Annotated in this window: 10 protein-coding genes and 3 pseudogenes; 8 read left to right on the top strand and 5 right to left on the bottom strand. The window is 34.0% G+C overall.

Translation table 11 applies throughout. From position 1 onward, the window contains the following. Positions 1 to 723: 723 nt before the first annotated feature. From SAGCYANO_RS18255 to SAGCYANO_RS18235, 5 genes are all read left to right on the top strand, one after another. Complete coding sequence (locus SAGCYANO_RS18255) at positions 724 to 2,361, top strand: S8 family serine peptidase (RefSeq protein ID WP_202221368.1); 1,638 nt, start codon at positions 724 to 726, stop codon at positions 2,359 to 2,361. A 1,583-nt stretch (positions 2,362 to 3,944) separates the two neighbouring features. Then, entirely contained in the window at positions 3,945 to 5,369 is a 1,425-nt protein-coding gene (locus SAGCYANO_RS18250) for a hypothetical protein (protein WP_202221367.1), read from the top strand. A gap of 450 nt (positions 5,370 to 5,819) precedes the next feature. Beyond that, complete coding sequence (locus SAGCYANO_RS18245; RefSeq protein WP_202221366.1) at positions 5,820 to 7,217, top strand: DUF1822 family protein; 1,398 nt, start codon at positions 5,820 to 5,822, stop codon at positions 7,215 to 7,217. Between the two features lie 2,381 nt (positions 7,218 to 9,598). Continuing rightward, complete coding sequence (locus tag SAGCYANO_RS18240) at positions 9,599 to 10,570, top strand: tetratricopeptide repeat protein (RefSeq protein WP_202221365.1); 972 nt, start codon at positions 9,599 to 9,601, stop codon at positions 10,568 to 10,570. A 159-nt stretch (positions 10,571 to 10,729) separates the two neighbouring features. Further along, positions 10,730 to 11,683, top strand: coding sequence for a tetratricopeptide repeat protein (locus SAGCYANO_RS18235; RefSeq protein ID WP_202221364.1), 954 nt, complete (start codon positions 10,730 to 10,732; stop codon positions 11,681 to 11,683). A gap of 209 nt (positions 11,684 to 11,892) precedes the next feature. Here SAGCYANO_RS18235 and SAGCYANO_RS47715 read toward each other — a convergent pair whose 3' ends face one another. From SAGCYANO_RS47715 to SAGCYANO_RS47705, 5 genes and pseudogenes are all read right to left on the bottom strand, one after another. Then, the gene (locus SAGCYANO_RS47715; protein ID WP_255502599.1) at positions 11,893 to 12,336 is read right to left on the bottom strand and encodes a GUN4 domain-containing protein; all 444 of its coding nucleotides are present in this window, start codon (positions 12,334 to 12,336) and stop codon (positions 11,893 to 11,895) included. Positions 12,337 to 12,363: 27 nt separating this feature from the next. Next, positions 12,364 to 12,798, bottom strand: a pseudogene (locus tag SAGCYANO_RS47710) (protein kinase); the annotation flags it as partial. A 229-nt stretch (positions 12,799 to 13,027) separates the two neighbouring features. After that, positions 13,028 to 13,366, bottom strand: a pseudogene (locus SAGCYANO_RS18225) (4-Cys prefix domain-containing protein); the annotation flags it as partial. Positions 13,367 to 13,776: 410 nt separating this feature from the next. After that, positions 13,777 to 14,649 (bottom strand): PhzF family phenazine biosynthesis protein, encoded by an 873-nt coding sequence (locus SAGCYANO_RS18220; RefSeq protein WP_202221363.1) that lies wholly within the window; start codon positions 14,647 to 14,649, stop codon positions 13,777 to 13,779. 431 nt (positions 14,650 to 15,080) lie between these two features. Continuing rightward, positions 15,081 to 15,215, bottom strand: a complete 135-nt coding sequence (locus SAGCYANO_RS47705; RefSeq protein WP_255502597.1) for a hypothetical protein — start codon at positions 15,213 to 15,215, stop codon at positions 15,081 to 15,083. 264 nt (positions 15,216 to 15,479) lie between these two features. On the opposite strand from SAGCYANO_RS47705, the gene SAGCYANO_RS18215 reads away from it, so the two are divergent. The 3 genes and pseudogenes from SAGCYANO_RS18215 to SAGCYANO_RS18205 form a co-directional block, all read left to right on the top strand. Then, positions 15,480 to 15,653 carry a hypothetical protein gene (locus SAGCYANO_RS18215; RefSeq protein ID WP_202221362.1) on the top strand — a complete coding sequence of 58 codons (174 nt, stop codon included), beginning with the start codon at positions 15,480 to 15,482 and terminating at the stop codon, positions 15,651 to 15,653. Then, positions 15,640 to 17,046: an IS200/IS605 family accessory protein TnpB-related protein gene (locus tag SAGCYANO_RS18210; RefSeq protein WP_202221361.1), complete on the top strand. Its 1,407-nt coding sequence runs from the start codon at positions 15,640 to 15,642 to the stop codon at positions 17,044 to 17,046. The genes SAGCYANO_RS18215 and SAGCYANO_RS18210 overlap by 14 nt, the downstream gene beginning before the upstream one ends. Positions 17,047 to 17,147: 101 nt before the next feature. Then, positions 17,148 to 17,693, top strand: a pseudogene (locus SAGCYANO_RS18205) (serine/threonine protein kinase); the annotation flags it as partial. Between the last annotated feature and the right edge of the window lie 319 nt (positions 17,694 to 18,012).

Raw genomic sequence — 18,012 nt, 5'->3', positions numbered from 1 at the left:
GTCTATTAGACATCTGGTGAAAAAGAATAGACTTTTTGCAAAAGTAGGCAACAGGCAACAGGGAACAGGCAACAGGCAACAGGGAAGAAAATTTCTGAAAAAAGACACAAAAAATGATCTATATGTGTAATTTCCGGAGATTTCTATTCGTATCGTTTGTGTAAAAATTTGGGAAATATCTACTTTTTCCCTTTCAGGACTTATATCATATCTGGATAAGAGCGCGATAAAAAAACTTTCTCTTTCTTCTTCTTTCTTTCCTCCTGACTTCTGACTCCTGACGTAAGCATTTAGCTATTAGCAGTCAGCTCGAGCGCAATAGAAATGAATGAACCAAGTATTTGCTTAACTTCTACTGCATTTTTGAACAAAGAATTGAAGCACAAGAACAACGAGCTTAAATTGTCCACTAAAGGTAATAAAGCTGAAGTCCGCAGTTCCTCCGGTAGGAGGCTAGCTGACCGCTGACCGCTGACCGCTGACCGCTGTTTGCGCAGCATTCCGCAGGAAATGCTTACCTCCTGACTCCTTCATAGACATAAAAATATTTGTACTTTCGGGGTTGCACATTATGGAATGATACTGCAAAAAATTGCTTTAGATTTTGACTAAAAAAAACCATTAATTAATCATTCTACCAATTCTCAAATCCAAAATCTTGTTCATCAAAAATCTCAAATCATTCGTCACTGTGCAACGCCGTACTTTCTACCCAAAAAAACTATGTTTCCTTCAAACTATCCTGAAAATTCCGCCGATAATCTTCTTCCAGTTATTGATGTGAATAACATTTCTATCATACCCGAACCCGAACAGTTAAATAATTATGAAGAAGCAATTTCATCTGTTAATAATATCTTAATAAAACAGCAAATTGTGACAGATGAAATAAATTTCCCCTCACAAATAAACAGTAATATTACTCCTGACCTAAAATATCACACTGAAGTTATCGAAAACCATTCCGGAACAGATTTACTAACTGGTGAATTAATTGACTCTCAGAGAATAGCAAGTCAAATCAACCAATTCCCACAGTCAGATGACACCTTGATAAACGCTCGCGATATTGGGGTTTTGAATACCAATCAAACTTGGAGTGATTTTGTAGGTGACTTCGACTCCGTAGACTATTATCGTTTCTATTTGAATACAACCAGTGACTTTAACTTATTTTTATCTGGTTTGAGTGCAGATGCTGATGTAGACTTGCTCGAAGACAGAAATAACGATGGTTTTGGAGAAACAATTGATTTTTCCCTTGCTTATGGCAGCACTCCCGAAGAAATTAATGTGTCTAATTTAAACCCCGGTACTTATTACGTTAAAGTAAGTCAATACAGTGGAAATACAAATTATAATCTGAGTTTGTCAGCGACACCCTCATTTAATTCTGGACCTTCATTTAATTCTGGTGGTTATAATAGTACCTATGGATATGGTTTAGTTGATGCAAATGCAGCAGTAGCTCAAACTATCAACGCACCAACTCCTTTTCCTGAAGCTTTTGATTTTAATAATTGGAATGTCGAAACAATTAATGCTCCCGAAGTCTGGAATCAAGGTTATACCGGGCAAGGTATTGTAGTAGCAGTGATAGATAGTGGGGTTGATTACAATCATTTTGATTTAGCAGGTAATATCTGGACTAACATCAATGAAATTCCTAACAATGGTTTTGATGATGATGGTAATGGATATGTAGATGATGTTAGAGGATGGGATTTTATCAATAATGATAATAGCCCGATGGATATTTTCGGTCACGGTACTCATATTGCAGGTACGATCGCCGCTCAACAGAATGGCTTAGGAATTACAGGAATTGCTCCTAATGCTAAAATTATGCCTGTTAAAGTAGGAAATTTTGAGACAATTGCCCCTGATGATGCTGCTGCTGGCGTTTACTATGCAGTTAATAATGGTGCCCATGTGATTAACATGAGTTTTGGGAGAAGTTTTTATTCTTCTGTAGTGAATGATGCCATCCGTTACGCAACAGAAAGAGGAGTTGTGGTAGTTATGTCAGCAGGTAATGACGGTAGTAGTTTTCCTGAATATCCAGCTAATAATCTACAACAATGGGGAATTCCTGTTGGGTCAACAGATATTACAGGCAGAATTAGTGACTTTTCTAACCGTGCTGGGTCAACAACACTAAATTATGTTGTTGCTCCTGGAGATAATATTTATTCAACTTTTCCTAATAATGATTTTGGAAATCTAAGTGGTACATCAATGGCAGCTCCTCATGTTGCTGGTGTAGCTGCTTTAGCTTTGAGTGCTAATCCTTTTTTAACTCCCGACCAAGTGGAATATATAATTACCGATACAGCTAATCCTAATCAAGTTATAGTTTAGGGAAGAAGGAAGAAGGAAGAGGGAAGAGGGAAGAAGGAAGAAGGAAGAAGGAAGAAAGAAGAAAGAAGGAAGAAGAAGGAAGAAGGAAGAAGGAAAGAAGAAGGAAAGAAGGAAGAAGAAGGAAGAAGAAGAAAGAAAGAAGGAAGAAGAAGAAAGAAAGAAAAATCGGCGTTGGTGAATCGAACTATGAATTACAGAGGTATTCATTGGGTAGACCACAGTAGAGACATTCCATGGAGCGTCTCTACTAGCTCGTCTAAAGTAAAATTGTGAGTAAAACCCAACGCTACGATCCCCCCCAACCTCACTTGGAAAGCAGAAACCATAATCCCCGTGTCCCCGTGTCCGGTGTGTCCCCGTGTCATCTGTAGGGACGTTGCATAAGGGCGTCCCTGCCTATTCCCTGTTCTCTCCTACTAGCTAATAATCGCTCAAAACGTTATTGAATCCTACTAATTACTTATATGATGTCCGGATAATTAGGGTTTGCTGATTAATCCTCAAACCATTGACTGGTTTTGGTTTTAGTTTTATTGGATTCCTCACGGGGTGCGCTTGTTTTAGTCTAAAACCCTCATGCATGGAGCGCATAAAAGGCAAACCTTCGGACAGAAAAATCTCAGGACAATTCTTACTCCTAGCTCCTCTCAATTCCCCGTTCCTCCTGTCTCCTATCTCCTGTCTCCTGTCTCCTGTCTCCTGTCTCCTACCCCTACCACTCATGCTTTATTCAGCAAACCCTAATTAGTGATAAAAAAACTTTCTCCTTCTCTTCTTCTTTATTTCCTCCTGACTCCTGAGTTCCCCTCCTGGGAGGGGTTAGGGGTGGGTTGACTCCTGACTCCTCCGTCATTTATTTATAACTGTTCAACCGGACATGATATTAATCATTCAAATTTTGCATAAGTTATAGTATTCTTTTTCAAAATTGTATAACAAACAACAACGGAAAAAGCATTTCCCTATTCCTTCTTGTCTCTTCACTTCTTCTTTCTTCCCTCAACAAATATTGCATAACCTCTAGGAATATAGAAATATGTTCCAATTGACGGGATAAATATCCTGATATTAGAGCAAACTTTTGACCAGGAAAAATGATTATACAATCAACAATAATCACTATTGTTGATTGAACATCTTACAGATTAATGTTTTATAGCAGTCGAAGCAAAGGTTAGGACAGATCGAGAGTTTAAAACTAAGACAACGTAATACTTTTCCTTCTTCTTTCTTACCGAATAATTAAGGTTTAAAGCCTCTCCATTCATGGAGAAAAAAGCGGTCGTTTTGCTTCGCATAACTACGTTAACGCTGCGCGACATGTTTGCGGAGCATTCCGTAGGAAAAAGCGCAGCTTCCCGTAGGGTGGGATGGCGCAATTCGGAGCGACTCTCTCAAGAGCGGGTTTCCTCACCATATCCATGAAACCAAGAGAAGAAAAAAAATCCATCGATCCAATCCTCTTATTTATTAAGAAGAGGTAATTCTAAATTCTAAATTCTTAATTCTAAATTCTTTCTTCTGCTATAAGCTAATATATCTGGATAATTGTCCATTTTTATTCATCTCAAATCTAAAAGTGAATGGGTACTGCTTCTAAATACTGGAAACAGATTAAAATTAATAGTTCCGGGTCTCGTCAAATCCTGGAAATTACAGAGGCAAAACAATTTTTTACCTTAAATTTTCCAGAGTATGTAACAGATAGTGATATTTCGGACATTAATATTCAGCGTAAACTTTTAGCATGGGTGCAAGATAATTCAGATACTAATCTAGAGAGAGATTCTTTATTAGCAGAACGCTGTCTTCTCTGTTTTATATCTTGGCAAATTGACCGAATTTGTCAACAATTAGCGGCTAATTTTGGTAAAAATTATGGCTTTACTAGCCAAAATTTATTTCCTTATGTTTTGACTGATGACGGCAGAATCTCTAGTCAAAAAAATCAAACTTCTTGTTGTTCTTTTGCCCAAGAAATTCTCCAAAGTTTTAATCCAAATCAAAGCAATTTAGCTAGCTGGGCAACTAGAAAAGTTAAACAGCATCCCGAACTTAATAGTTTCTTACTAGAATGTGGAGTCTATTTAATTAGTGATTGGGCAATTCTGAATGATACTCCTGCCAAACAACTAGAGAAAATCTTCTCCGTATTTTATAATTTTACTGCTTTTGAAACTCGGGAAAGTATCGATATTTTATCAAGTTATCATGCTATTTATCGGGCACAACGTCGCCAAAAAAGTTTGTCAATGACGGGGAGAAAATGCTTACAACCAACTACAGAACAATTAGAACAAATTTCTCAATTAATCAAAACTAAAACTGGTAAAAATATTTCTTCCAAGCAAGTATTGACTAAATTGCAATGCCTGGCTTCTCAAGTACGAGAATATCGAATTTCTGTGAGAAGTGGTTCTCTACCGACAATACCGCTAGATACTTCTAACCATAAATCTTTAGAGAATCAGATTTCTCTTGTTCAAGAACAAGAGGCTGATACTATGGATGAACAGAATGAATTTTTGAGCGATTATAGAAAGCAATTTCTTTTAAGTTTAGATGATGCTATAGCGAAAGTGACTGATACTTGGCTGCAATTACTAAAGAGAAGAAAAAAACAAAAATTGGAACAATTTATCCAAGCGTTACACCTATATCATTGTCAGGGAAAATCAATGACAGAAATTGCTCAAAATGTGGGTTTAAAAGCTCAATATCAAGTAACTCGCTTACTAAAATTAAAGTCTTTTCGGGCTGATATTAGACAGGAATTATTAATTAGTTTGCGTGGTCGGATATTAGATATTGCTCAAGATTATGCAGATCCACAACATCTAAAAACTATAGACAAAAAAATAGAAGTTGCTCTAGATGAACAAATAAATAGAGTATTTCAAGAGGTAGAATCAGAGGGTTATAAGTCTCAATCTAGTCCTCAAGCAAATTTATTTGCTCAAAGAGTTTGTCATCATCTAGACCGATTTGGTTATTGTAATTTATCTTGAAGAAGGTAGTAGGCAGTAGGCAGTAGGCAGTAGGGAGAATTGCCGATCAATTCAAACCCCAAACAATTTTAAGCGCCCCCATTGACCGAAAAATTGAGTAGTTACCGAATAATTAATTATTAATTATTAATAATTAAATAATTCAGGTTTAAAGCCTCCCCTTTTAAGGGGAAAAAAAAGACAATATTCCTTATATTCAATTCCGTAACGGTTTTAACCAGAGGTAATTATCAATTATCCATTATCCATTATCAATTAATGAAGCCTCCTCTTTTAAGGAGATAAAAAAAAGGATATTCCGTCGTTCAATCCCAATACTTTCTGTTTGTCATGCTGCGCAAAAAGCTAGAGGTACTGATAACTGATAACTGATAACTGATAACTGAAATGACGGTGGAGTATTAAACCCGCAAAAGAAAATATAAAACTTATTATTAAGGAAAACATTAAATGAAGAATGAACTAACTAATACATTAGAAGACTTGCTAGATTTTCAAGGTATTGCTACAGAATCTATTCATTTATCATTAGATAAAGTTGAGCAAGCCATCAAAATTAGCAATCAAATCCCTAACGAATTGCGACAATGGCAAACTTATTTGAATGGGTTAGCTTTGTTCGGATTTGAACAATGGTTAGAAGAACGAGGCACAGATAATTTAACAGTTAATTTTGCTGATGCTTCTATTTTTAATCCAGCTCTTTCTAACTCAATTCCAGCCGTTTGTCATCTGAATATTAATCAGTTTAAAGTTTGTCTAATTACTCAAGGTAGTTTTATAGATGAAGAAGTTGGTTTACCTAAAGCAGTAGTAGATTTACCAGAGTTCGCTCATCATTTATATGTACTGGTAGAAGTACAAGAAGAGCTAGAAACAGTTGTGATTAATAGTTTTATTTCTTATGCAGATTTAATACGCAAAAAAACACAACTTAATCTAATGCCAGATGAAGATTGGGATTATCAAATACCCTGGAGTTGCTTTGATACAGAAATAGATAATTTATTACTTTATCTTCGTTGTTTGGATGTAGCAGGAATTCCCTTGCCGGAGGTAGAACCTAAGTCAAATAATTTAGCTTTAGTTAAAGCTGAATTAACAAAATTATTACCTCAGCTATCGGAACAAAGTTTATGGGAATTTTTTGACTGGGAACAGGGAAAAACTATCCTCACTAATTTGGATTTATTGAATTGGATATATAATTGGCAATTGCAAGTAGAAATAGAGCAGGGGAATATGCCGAATAATTTAGTAGAAATTACAGAAAGTTCAGAAAACTCTTTAAGTAATCTGAGTAAATATTTACCAGATTTACTTAGTCTCTTGACTGAACCAACAATTAATGTGGGGCGTTGGTTAAAGAATGAATTAGATGATTTTGCGAATGAATTATCCTGGGTTTTATTACCAGAATTATCGGTACTATCTCCCATGAGGGGAATATCTTGTCCTACAGAAGAAATTGCCGGAATTATCAGAGAGTTGCCCAAAAATGGTGTATATATTCCTCCTCATGCTAGGGTTGGTTATCACGATTTATTATTAGCTGGAATTCCTTTAAGATTGTATGCTTTAACTTGGTCTCTAGTCTCAAATTCAACATTAGAATGGATGTTGCTATTAATATTAAGTACACCTACAGGGATGGGTTTACCGGAAAAAATAAAATTACGGGTTAGTGATGCAACGGGTATTTTAGTTGAGCAGAAGTTAAATTCTAATGAGGATGATTTTTATATATTTACTAATGTTGTAGGAGGCTGGAATGAGAAGTTTATTGCTACAGTTTATTTAACACCAGAAAATCAGGAAACTTTTCCCCCTTTTGAATTTAATCCTTGAAGAAGTTCAAGAATTTAGAATTTAGAATTTAGAATTTAGAATTACTTCTTCTTATAAAGTTAAGAGGATCGGTTTGGCATTATCCCATTTGGCAATAATAATGCTCAATTGACTTATAACTTTTAACTTTTAACTTATAATTTTTAACTTTTGACTTTTGACTTATAATTTTTGACTTTTCTACAAACCCCATACAATTTTAAGCACTGTTTAGACTGTGGGGTATTGAAACCGCTACAGAAAAGATAATTTTGCTCGGTTTGGCATTATCCAATTTGGCAATAATAATGCTCAATTGACTTATAACTTTTAACTTTTAACTTATAATTTTTAACTTTTGACTTTTGACTTATAATTTTTGACTTTTCTACAAACCCCATACAATTTTAAGCACTGTTTAGACTGTGGGGTATTGAAACCGCTACAGAAAAGATAATTTTGCTCGGTTTGGCATTATCCAATTTGGCAATAATAATGCTCAATTGACTTATAACTTTTAACTTATAACTTTTAACTTTTGACTTTTGACTTTTCTACTTGGCATTATCCAATTTGGCAACAATAATGCTCAATTGACTTATAACTTTTAACTTATAACTTTTAACTTATAACTTTTAACTTTTGACTTTTCTACAAACCCCAAATAATTTTAAGCACTGTTTAGACTGTGGGGTATTGAACCCGCTACAGAAAAGATAATTTTGCTCGGTTTGGCATTATCCAATTTGGCAACAATAATGCTCAATTGACTTATAACTTTTAACTTATAACTTTTAACTTATAACTTTTGACTTTTGACTTTTCTACAAACCCCAAATAATTTTAAGCACTGTTTAGACTGTGGGGTATTGAACCCGCTACAGAAAAGATAATTTTGCTCGGTTTGGCATTATCCAATTTGGCAATAATAATGCTCAATTGACTTATAACTTTTAACTTTTAACTTATAATTTTTAACTTTTGACTTTTGACTTATAATTTTTGACTTTTCTACAAACCCCAAATAATTTTAAGCACTGTTTAGACTGTGGGGTATTGAACCCGCTACAGAAAAGATAATTTTGCTCGGTTTGGCATTATCCAATTTGGCAACAATAATGCTCAATTGACTTATAACTTTTAACTTATAACTTTTAACTTATAACTTTTGACTTTTGACTTTTCTACAAACCCCAAATAATTTTAAGCACTGTTTAGACTGTGGGGTATTGAACCCGCTACAGAAAAGATAATTTTGCTCGGTTTGGCATTATCCAATTTGGCAACAATAATGCTCAATTGACTTATAACTTTTAACTTATAATTTTTAACTTTTGACTTTTGACTTTTGACTTTTCTACAAACCCCAAATAATTTTAAGCACTGTTTAGACTGTGGGGTATTGAACCCGCTACAGAAAAGATAATTTTGCTCGGTTTGGCATTATCCAATTTGGCAACAATAATGCTCAATTGACTTATAACTTTTAACTTATAATTTTTAACTTTTGACTTTTGACTTTTGACTTTTCTACAAACCCCAAATAATTTTAAGCACTGTTTAGACTGTGGGGTATTGAACCCGCTACAGAAAAGATAATTTTGCTCGGTTTGGCATTATCCAATTTGGCAACAATAATGCTCAATTGACTTATAACTTTTAACTTATAACTTATAACTTTTAACTTATAACTTTTAACTTTTGACTTTTCTACAAACCCCAAATAATTTTAAGAACTGTTTAGACTGTGGGGTATTGAACCCGCTACAGAAAAGATAATTTTGCTCGGTTTGGCATTATCCAATTTGGCAACAATAATGCTCAATTGACTTATAACTTTTAACTTATAACTTTTAACTTATAACTTTTAACTTTTGACTTTTCTACAAACCCCAAATAATTTTAAGAACTGTTTAGACTGTGGGGTATTGAACCCGCTACAGAAAAGATAATTTTGCTCGGTTTGGCATTATCCAATTTGGCAACAATAATGCTCAATTGACTTATAACTTTTAACTTATAACTTTTAACTTATAACTTTTAACTTTTGACTTTTCTACAAACCCCAAATAATTTTAAGCACTGTTTAGACTGTGGGGTATTGAACCCGCTACAGAAAAGATAATTTTGCTCGGTTTGGCATTATCCAATTTGGCAACAATAATGCTCAATTGACTTATAACTTTTAACTTATAACTTTTAACTTATAACTTTTAACTTTTAACTTCCATGTTTTGAGCTGATAAATTCTAACTTTTAACTTTTAACTTTTAACTTTTGACTTTTGACTTTTAATTTTTAACTTTTGACTTTTGACTTCCAGCCTGCATAACCTGACAACTTTGAGAAATAGAGTAGTTTACAACCGGAAAATTATCATCATTCTTCTGGAGAAACTACTTATGGTGTCCACTGCTATCCATTTCGCAGAATTAAAACAACTATCTCAAGCAGGCGATCGCTTATTCGATCTGGGACAATTTGAAATTGCATTAAATACTTTTCAGGAAGCGTTAAAAATTGTCCTTACATTTGAGCAACAAATAAATATTTTAAACCGCATTGGATTAGTTTATCGTCGTCTAGAAAAATATGATTGTGCCTTAAAATATCTCAATTTAGCCTTGGAACTTGCTCAAGAAATTGGCGACCAAAATCAAGTTGTAATGATTTTGAATGATATTGGTGAAACTTATTGTTTGTCTATAGAATACAGTACTGCCTTAAGATACTATGCTCAAGCTTTAGAAATTGCCCAATATTTTTCTAATTTATTAGGCATTGGTATAGTTCTTAATCATTTAGGCGAAGTATACAATTTATTAGGGTTATTTGAAAAAACTCTTAACTGTTGTCAAAAATCTCTAGAAATTTTCCAGCAATTTGAAAGAAAATCAGAATTAGATAAATTAGCTAGCCAAATTAATATTGCTACAGCTCTTCACAATATAGGAGAAGCTTACTTATGGATCGGTCGATATAGCCAAGCAAAAGAAATTCTAGAACTTACTTTAGCTATTCGTCAGAAAATTTGCAAAGTAACTTTGAATAAATTTAGTAAAACTCCAGATTCTTTAGATAAAAAGATTTTCCACAATAATTATCCTAACAGTAAAAAATCATCTCAAACAAACCAGCTACTTCAACAAGAAAAAATTTGCTTGAGTCAAAGTATTATCTCCCAATATGAAGCAGACTTAGCCAATACCATGAATTTAATTGAGAAAGTTTATCGCCTTATGGGTCAACTGCGAAAAGCAGAGAAGTATAGTCAACAAAAACTTGAAATTTGGCAAAGTTGTGGTGAAAAGTATGTAATCTACAATACCTATATTTTGCCCTTTTATTTAAGATTTCGTTGTCATTATGCGTGAAAATAAATTATCAGATTATTTGGCAATATTTTTCAGACAAATTTCATAAAATATAGTTTGTAAGTGGTTGTTTTTTTCCAAAAAAATATAGTAGGATAACTACTTTGTAATTAACCAGTGCATCGCTCAAAAAATGAACTTTAATCAGGAAGCAATACTATGATAGGGAACAATACTCTTAAATCTTATCCTAGCCATCAAAATGAATTACAACATCTATCTCAAACAGGCGATCGCTTTTATAGTATCGGTCAACTAGAAACTGCATTAAAAATATTTCAAAAAGCCTTAGAAATTGCGAGATTAATTAATAACAAAGAACAAAGGCTCGATCTTGTTTATCGGATTGGATTAGTTCACTATAAAATAGGAGAATATGCTAATGCTCTTAAATATATAGAACTTGCTTTAGAACTAGCAAAAAAAATAGAAAATGAAGCAAAAATTGCCGCTATATATAATAAAAAAGGAGAAATTCATCATTTTTTGCAAGAGTATTCTACTGCTTTAAAATGTTATTCACAAGCTCTAATAATATTCAAGAAAATAAAAGATGTAGTGGGTATGGGCAAAACAATTAATCACATTAGTACGATTTATAATTTAACTGAATTATCAGCTAAAGCCCTAGAGTATTCTCGTAAATCTTTAAATATTTTCCAAAAGCTTGCTCAATCAGCAAAAAATGATAAATTGACAATCCAAATCAACGAATCAATTGCACTACATAACATGGGAGAAGCATATTTTCTCATCAGTAGACCTCGTCAAGCTAAAGCATTTTTAGAACTTGCTTTAGAGATTCGGCAAAAGCTATGGGAAGATTCTCTAGATCGGTTAGCACTAACAGTAAATAATCTTCCTAAAGTAGAAAAAAATCTTCATTCTCGCCATGTATATCCTCACAAAATGGCAACTTATGAACAGAAAGAAAAAGATGGATTTTGCAGAAGTATTTTTGCTGAATATGGTAACAATTTAGTAAAAACTCTTGATTTGATCGAAAAAGTTTACCAAAATATAGGGCAAGAGCAGCAAGCTAAGAATTATCATCAACAAGCGATAGAAATTCGTGAAAAAGTTAATAGCACTTCTTGGTTAGTTAAAGCTTAAAAAGCATTTTTCTACTCCCTACTCCCCCGCTCCTCCACTCCCTCACTCCTCTACTCCCTCACTCCTCTGCTCCCCTACTCCCTTAGATTTGACAAATATTAAGTCTTTTTACCATAGTAGAAAATAACTTTTCTAACTCCATAAACCATACCCAGTTTCCACTCATAGCAAACATTGCAGGTAAATGACCATGGGGTACTTTTTCTAAATCAAATATCTAAGTTATCGTAGTTAGTCCAACCAATTATTGAATGCCAACCCAAGCGATCGCCGAATTTTTCATAAGTTAAAAAAAATGTTTGAGCGGGCAAATTTTCCCAAATCTCTTTTTGTGCAGAAAAACCAAACTTACCATTGGAATATTTTACCCAAAGTTGATTAATAGTCCGTAGATCGGTGCAAGGTAAATTATTAATTGAATTAACATTTAATTTCTTTCTATTTTCTCTATTAGCGATTTTTAACATTAACTTTGCTGTTTCTATATCTGCTTCTCGCCACTTTTTGTGAGTCAATATATCGCACAATTTACTATAATCTACCCCCCTTTCTGAATTTAAGTTTACTTCTGGAATAGATGAAGAATCTACAAAATCACTTACCTGTTTTTCTGGCAGTGAAACATCAACATCATTAAGTTTAATCAATGCCATAATTTCTGCCACAGACTGAAACCTTTTCTTCGTTGCTCCGACAATCATCCGGTCTAATAAATCACCCAAATTATCGCTAATAGGAGAGGTTAAAAAATATCGCCAGACCCAATCATTTTCACTTACATCAAATAATTTAAAAGGTTCAACTTGAGTCAATAAATGAATACAAGTCACACCCAAACTATAAATATCGCTAGCAAAAACTGACTTCCCAATAGCTTGTTCTGGCGCAGCATATCCAGCAGACCCAATAACTGTTCCCGTCACCGCCAAAGCAGTACGAGTTGCAAATTTGGCTGCCCCAAAATCCACTAATACTAATTCACCTTTTTTCTGGGAAGATAGAGGTCGCTTAATAATATTATCCGGTTTAATATCCCGATGAATTACCTCTTGAGAATGAATAAATTCTAATACTGGTAATAAATCATTTAATAACTCCCAAATCTGAGTTTCATTAAACGCACCTACTGTTTCTAACTCCTACTGTAAATTTTGCCCCTCAATAAATTCTTGAACTAAATATAGCAATCAGGAATCAGTTGTGAGAATTGAAGTATTCCTTAAAAGTACAGAATATAGGAATTATTACATTCATATGATACGTTTTTTCTTCTTCTCTGTTGCCTGTTGCCTGTTGCCTGTTGCCTAAAAGTTTCCAATATCTCACAACTCAAATCATATTGCTATATTGACGATTATCTTGAGTAAAAAATGCCAATAATTCAGGAATTTGAGGATGTTTTCCTAAACCTTCTAATCTAACTGCTTCTTGAGCAAATAATTCTGCAGTTTTTTCCATATTTTGTCGGTCTTGAACTTCAGGGAAAAACTGCTTGATTACACAAAAAGCTTGAGATGGTTTAAATTCATCTACTGCTTGAAAAGTTCTACCAAAACCACCTTGACCGATAATTTTAATGGCGCGATAACGTTCTGCTAAAAGTAATTTCGACCCGCATTGCTGACAAAATTTTGTATCAGAAGGATTTTGATTTAGACATTCAGGATTTAAACATTGACTCATAATTTAGATTAGTTATATTATTTGCTCCCTCCGAGGAAGTTATGCTAGCAGATAATTTGTTATAATAGAAATTTTTTCTGTAGTTTTGCTCTAGCTCTTTAAATACTTGTCTTATTGCTAGAACAAAACTACGATCTTAATTATAACTGTTCTACTTAATATGATATTACATAAAAGATACAATATTTTGGTTGTCAGGTCCGATCAACAGTTATTAAGCGCATTTTTACCTTGTGTAAAAGGATAGGTTTTTTCATTACTAATTATCCGGACTTAATATTAAATGATTTATCTTTTTATTTTGGGTTTAATACTCCGCCGTCTACAGGGTATTGACAAGCTTGTTGGGATTTCCCCATCCACTTCTTTCTTCTTCCTTCTTCCCTCTTCCTTCTTCCTTCTTCCTTAATTTAAACAACAAATTCTCCTTGAGCCACCATGATAACTTTACCGCCAACAAATACTTCTATTCCTTCTAGTTTTTTCTCTGCTTGTAACAATAATAAAGAAGGTCTATTAATTTCATATCCCTGCTCTACCCTAATATTAATTTTTGCCTCACCAAAATAATTATACTCGGCTAAATATCCTGCCAAACAACCATTAGCACTGCCAGTTGCCGGGTCTTCAGTAATTCCTAAATATGGTGCAAACATTCTCACACTTAAATTATTAATACTATTGTATGTCTCTGGGCAAAATATTAAAATTTCTGTCACTTTTGCTGTCTGAATAAACTGATAATATTTATCCAAATTTACTTGAGCTTTCTTCAATGCTTTAAGACTTTTCAAAGGCACAATTATAAAAGGCATTCCTGTCGAAACTTCCTGAATAGGAAACCTCATATCTATATCACCCACCTCTAGATTTAATACCTCTGCTAAAGATTCAATTTGATATTTTTGAGCAAAAGTAGGCATATTCTGACCCATCCATAAAACTTCACCTTTCCAACTCACAGTAATTTGTCCTACACCCAGATTTAAAATCACTTGTTCCACCGAAATTTTAATAATTTCTCGTTGAATAATATAGGCAGTTCCTAATGTTGGGTGTCCCGCAAAAGGTAATTCTTGAGTAGGAGTAAATATCCGCACATCATAACCATTATTTCGTTGTGTTGAAGATAAAATAAAAGTAGTTTCTGAGTAGTTCATCTCTCTGGCAATTTGCAACATTTCATTATCAGAAATATTCTCAACTTCAGAACCTGTAAATACAGCCAGTTGATTACCAGCATATTTAGTTTCAGCAAATACATCTACAATGTAAAATTTCATAGTATTTTCTTATTATAAGTGTTTGTTATAAATCGTAGAGACGTTGCATGCAACATCCCTACTCCTTTTTTTGGAGAAGTCTTTTGATAATTTGAGCAGAGAAGTTTAATCTCAAGTTGTATACATATCATATATCTTAAAATTTTTCTGTGTTAAGATAGCAATTTAAGTGAAAAAATATTCTTATGTCTAATAGTTTCCTGAAAACTAATATTACCCAGGACTTACGCAAAGACACTATATGTAGCGTATGCCAAATAGAGCGATTGCGCTCCGCAAAGCTCCGCTAACGCTATAATTTTTGAAGTTATCGCCTAAACAACTAAAATATGATAACTTATACCAAGACACTATATATAGTTACTGGTAAACCGAGCGAGCGCTATAATTTTTAGAGAGCGAACGCCAAACATTTCTCTATTGATAAAAACTTAAATAGCCGTCATTTTAATTGCAGGATATTTGAGTTCAGATACTAGATATTTAGATAATAATTGATGTTTGAGTCGATAAATAGTTTTTCCTAGAATGTAAGCTATTTTTTTCAAATGATTCCAGACCAACATAGCGCAAGCTTTTCTGTTTTTTTGAATTTTTGCGCCTACGACACTGACAAAATTCTATTCCTGTTAACTGTTGTTTACTAACACCAAAAAATATAGACTATCCTGGACAAACATCTACAAAATGTCTAGGATGTGAGACAATCTAAAGCAGAAAAATTAGGAACCTGACACGAAACTTGAGTTCATGTCAAAGCTATCACAAATATGATTGACACCCAAAGACTTGCTCTGCTAACCTTAGAGTGAAGTAATTCAATGCAAGTAATGGCCAAATCTCACGGTTCCTTAATAGGGATAGAAGCCAAAATTGAATACCATCCTGTATTTGAAGAACTCGGAGCATTATATGAATCCTGGAAACGCTCTGCTATTAACTGGATGCAAACAGAGAAATTATCAGAATCTGAACTAGAAAAGCGAAGTAATGAAAAAGTTTAACATCCAATGGGCATGGGCTGACTCAATCGCTACTGAAGCAGCTCAATGTTTAAACCAATTAAAAACAGCTAAGAATAACAATATCACTAAATTAGAGTTACAAATTCAAGCTAAAACAACTGCTGCAAAAAAACTCATCACTAAACTAGAAAAAACCTTAAAATTAGCAACAAAGAAAGGTTTTCCGCATCTACAAGCCCGAAATAAATTTTTTCATCAATTGCTAGGTTTAAAAAGTCAAATTCAGAAAATAGCTAGTCTGAAACGAAAATTAAAGAAGTTAAAAAACACAGAACGTTTACATATTTGTTTTGGCTCACAGAAATTATTTAATGCTCAACATAATTTAGCAGAAAATGGATATAAAACCGAAGAAGAATGGGGTGTAGATTGGAGAAAAAAACGCTCAGGCAGATTTTTATGTGTAGGAAAATCTCAGCCAGGGGGTGGAACTATGCTCAAAGTTTTCCCATTACAAGAGGATGGGTTATATCAATTACAAGTTCAACTACCGAGACCATTACAGAATAAATATGGTCAGAAAATACAGTTAGAATTTAGTGTTTCAGATAGGAATGGCAGATATAGAGCAACAGATTTAGATTATGCCATAAATAGTTTAAAACCAATCACAATTCAAGTTTTTCGTAGAGAACATAAACAGGATAATTGGTATATACATCTTTCAACTTATGTACAAGAAATACCAGTAGTTCATACTAGAAAAAATGGTTGTCTAGGTATTGATTTTAATGCAGAATCAATTTCAGTTGCTTATGTAAAATGGGATGGTAACATTGAATATTTAGAAGAAATCCCGTATAAATGGAAAAATCAAACAACAGGACAACGACAAGCATCTATGAGAAATATTGTTTCTCAAATTGTTTTCTTAGCAGAATTTTTTGAATGTGCTATTGCTATTGAGTCTCTAGACTTTAGTAAGAAAAAATCCAAAATGGGCGAGGAAAGTAAAGTTTATAATGCGATGCTTGTCTTATTGTCTACAGGAATGTTTAGAGAAGCTATATTGTCACGTTGTAGAAGATTTGGGGTTGAATTAATAAAAGTAAATCCAGCTTTTACTAGCGTAATTGGAATGATTAATTACATGGCTAAATACGGTCTAAATAGTGGCACTGCTGCTGCTTTAGTAATTGGCCGTAGAGCCTTAAAATTATCAGAAAAAATACCACAGTGTTTGTTGAGACCAGAGGATGTCAACAAACATGATTGGAGTCATTGGAGGCGAGTTGCTAGTTTTATTAAACTACATCGTATCCGGAGGACTCAACTTTTTCAAGGTCAGAAAGCCCTTGAGGGTATCCTAACCCATAGTTTGTGGGCGGAACATCAACTTTCACAGCAAGTACACATTGAAACGGGTGAGTAATCAAATCATTTGCACTCACCGATGGCAAATGTCTAGCTTTGTCTAGTTTTCAAGAAGGTGGTTATCAACAAACAAAGCAAATATATGCTGGAACCCGCACTATGGTATATCGAGCGTTCCAAGCTATCCAACGGCAACCAGTCATCATCAAAGTCTTACGCAACCACCACCCAACATTCAACGAGTTAGTCCAATTCCGCAACCAATATATCATTACTCGCCATCTCGAACATCCAGCTATTGTTCAACCTGTAGTCTTAGAACATTACGGTCATGCTTACGCCTTGGTGATGCCGGACTCAGGAGCGATCGCCCTTTCGGACTATTGACAGCACTCAGATTATTCCCTCATAAGCTTCCTCAACATAGCTATCCAACTAGCATCAGTTCTCCACTATCTCAGCCAACAACGGATTATCCACAAAGATATCAAACCAAGCAATATCCTTATTCACCCTGAAACCAAGCAAGTCAAACTCATCGACTTTAGCATTTCTAGTCTACTACCTACTGAACAACAACAACTCATCAACCCCAACATCTTAGAAGGAACTCTGTCCTACATTTCCCCAGAACAAACCGGACGGATGAACCGAGGAATTGACTATCGTACCGACTTTTATTCCCTGGGTATAACATTTTTTCAACATCCTATGATACAGAATTGTCAGCCAGAAAGCTACAAAGTAGAATTCGCTCTTCACTAATTAACTTCTCTTCTGGGGAGAAGTTGCGATCGCAACATTCATGCAACAAAGCCTCTCATATTTGCAAAAATACTATTTTTCTATATATTCCCTGTTGCCAGATGAGCTGTTGCCTAAAAGCGATAATTTTTTGGCTTTATTCACGCATTGAGATGCACTCAAAGCATTGGGATTGAAATACTGAAGTTGATTTTTTTGTCATATAAATAAATTCTTAATTAATCTATAATTGTTGATGATATATCCTTCTCTTTTTTAA

It is taken from the genome of Okeania sp. KiyG1, assembly GCF_014132355.1.
Taxonomy (GTDB): domain Bacteria; phylum Cyanobacteriota; class Cyanobacteriia; order Cyanobacteriales; family Microcoleaceae; genus Okeania.
Note: the sequence above shows the minus strand (reverse complement) of the source record. Positions and strands in the feature narration are given on the sequence as shown.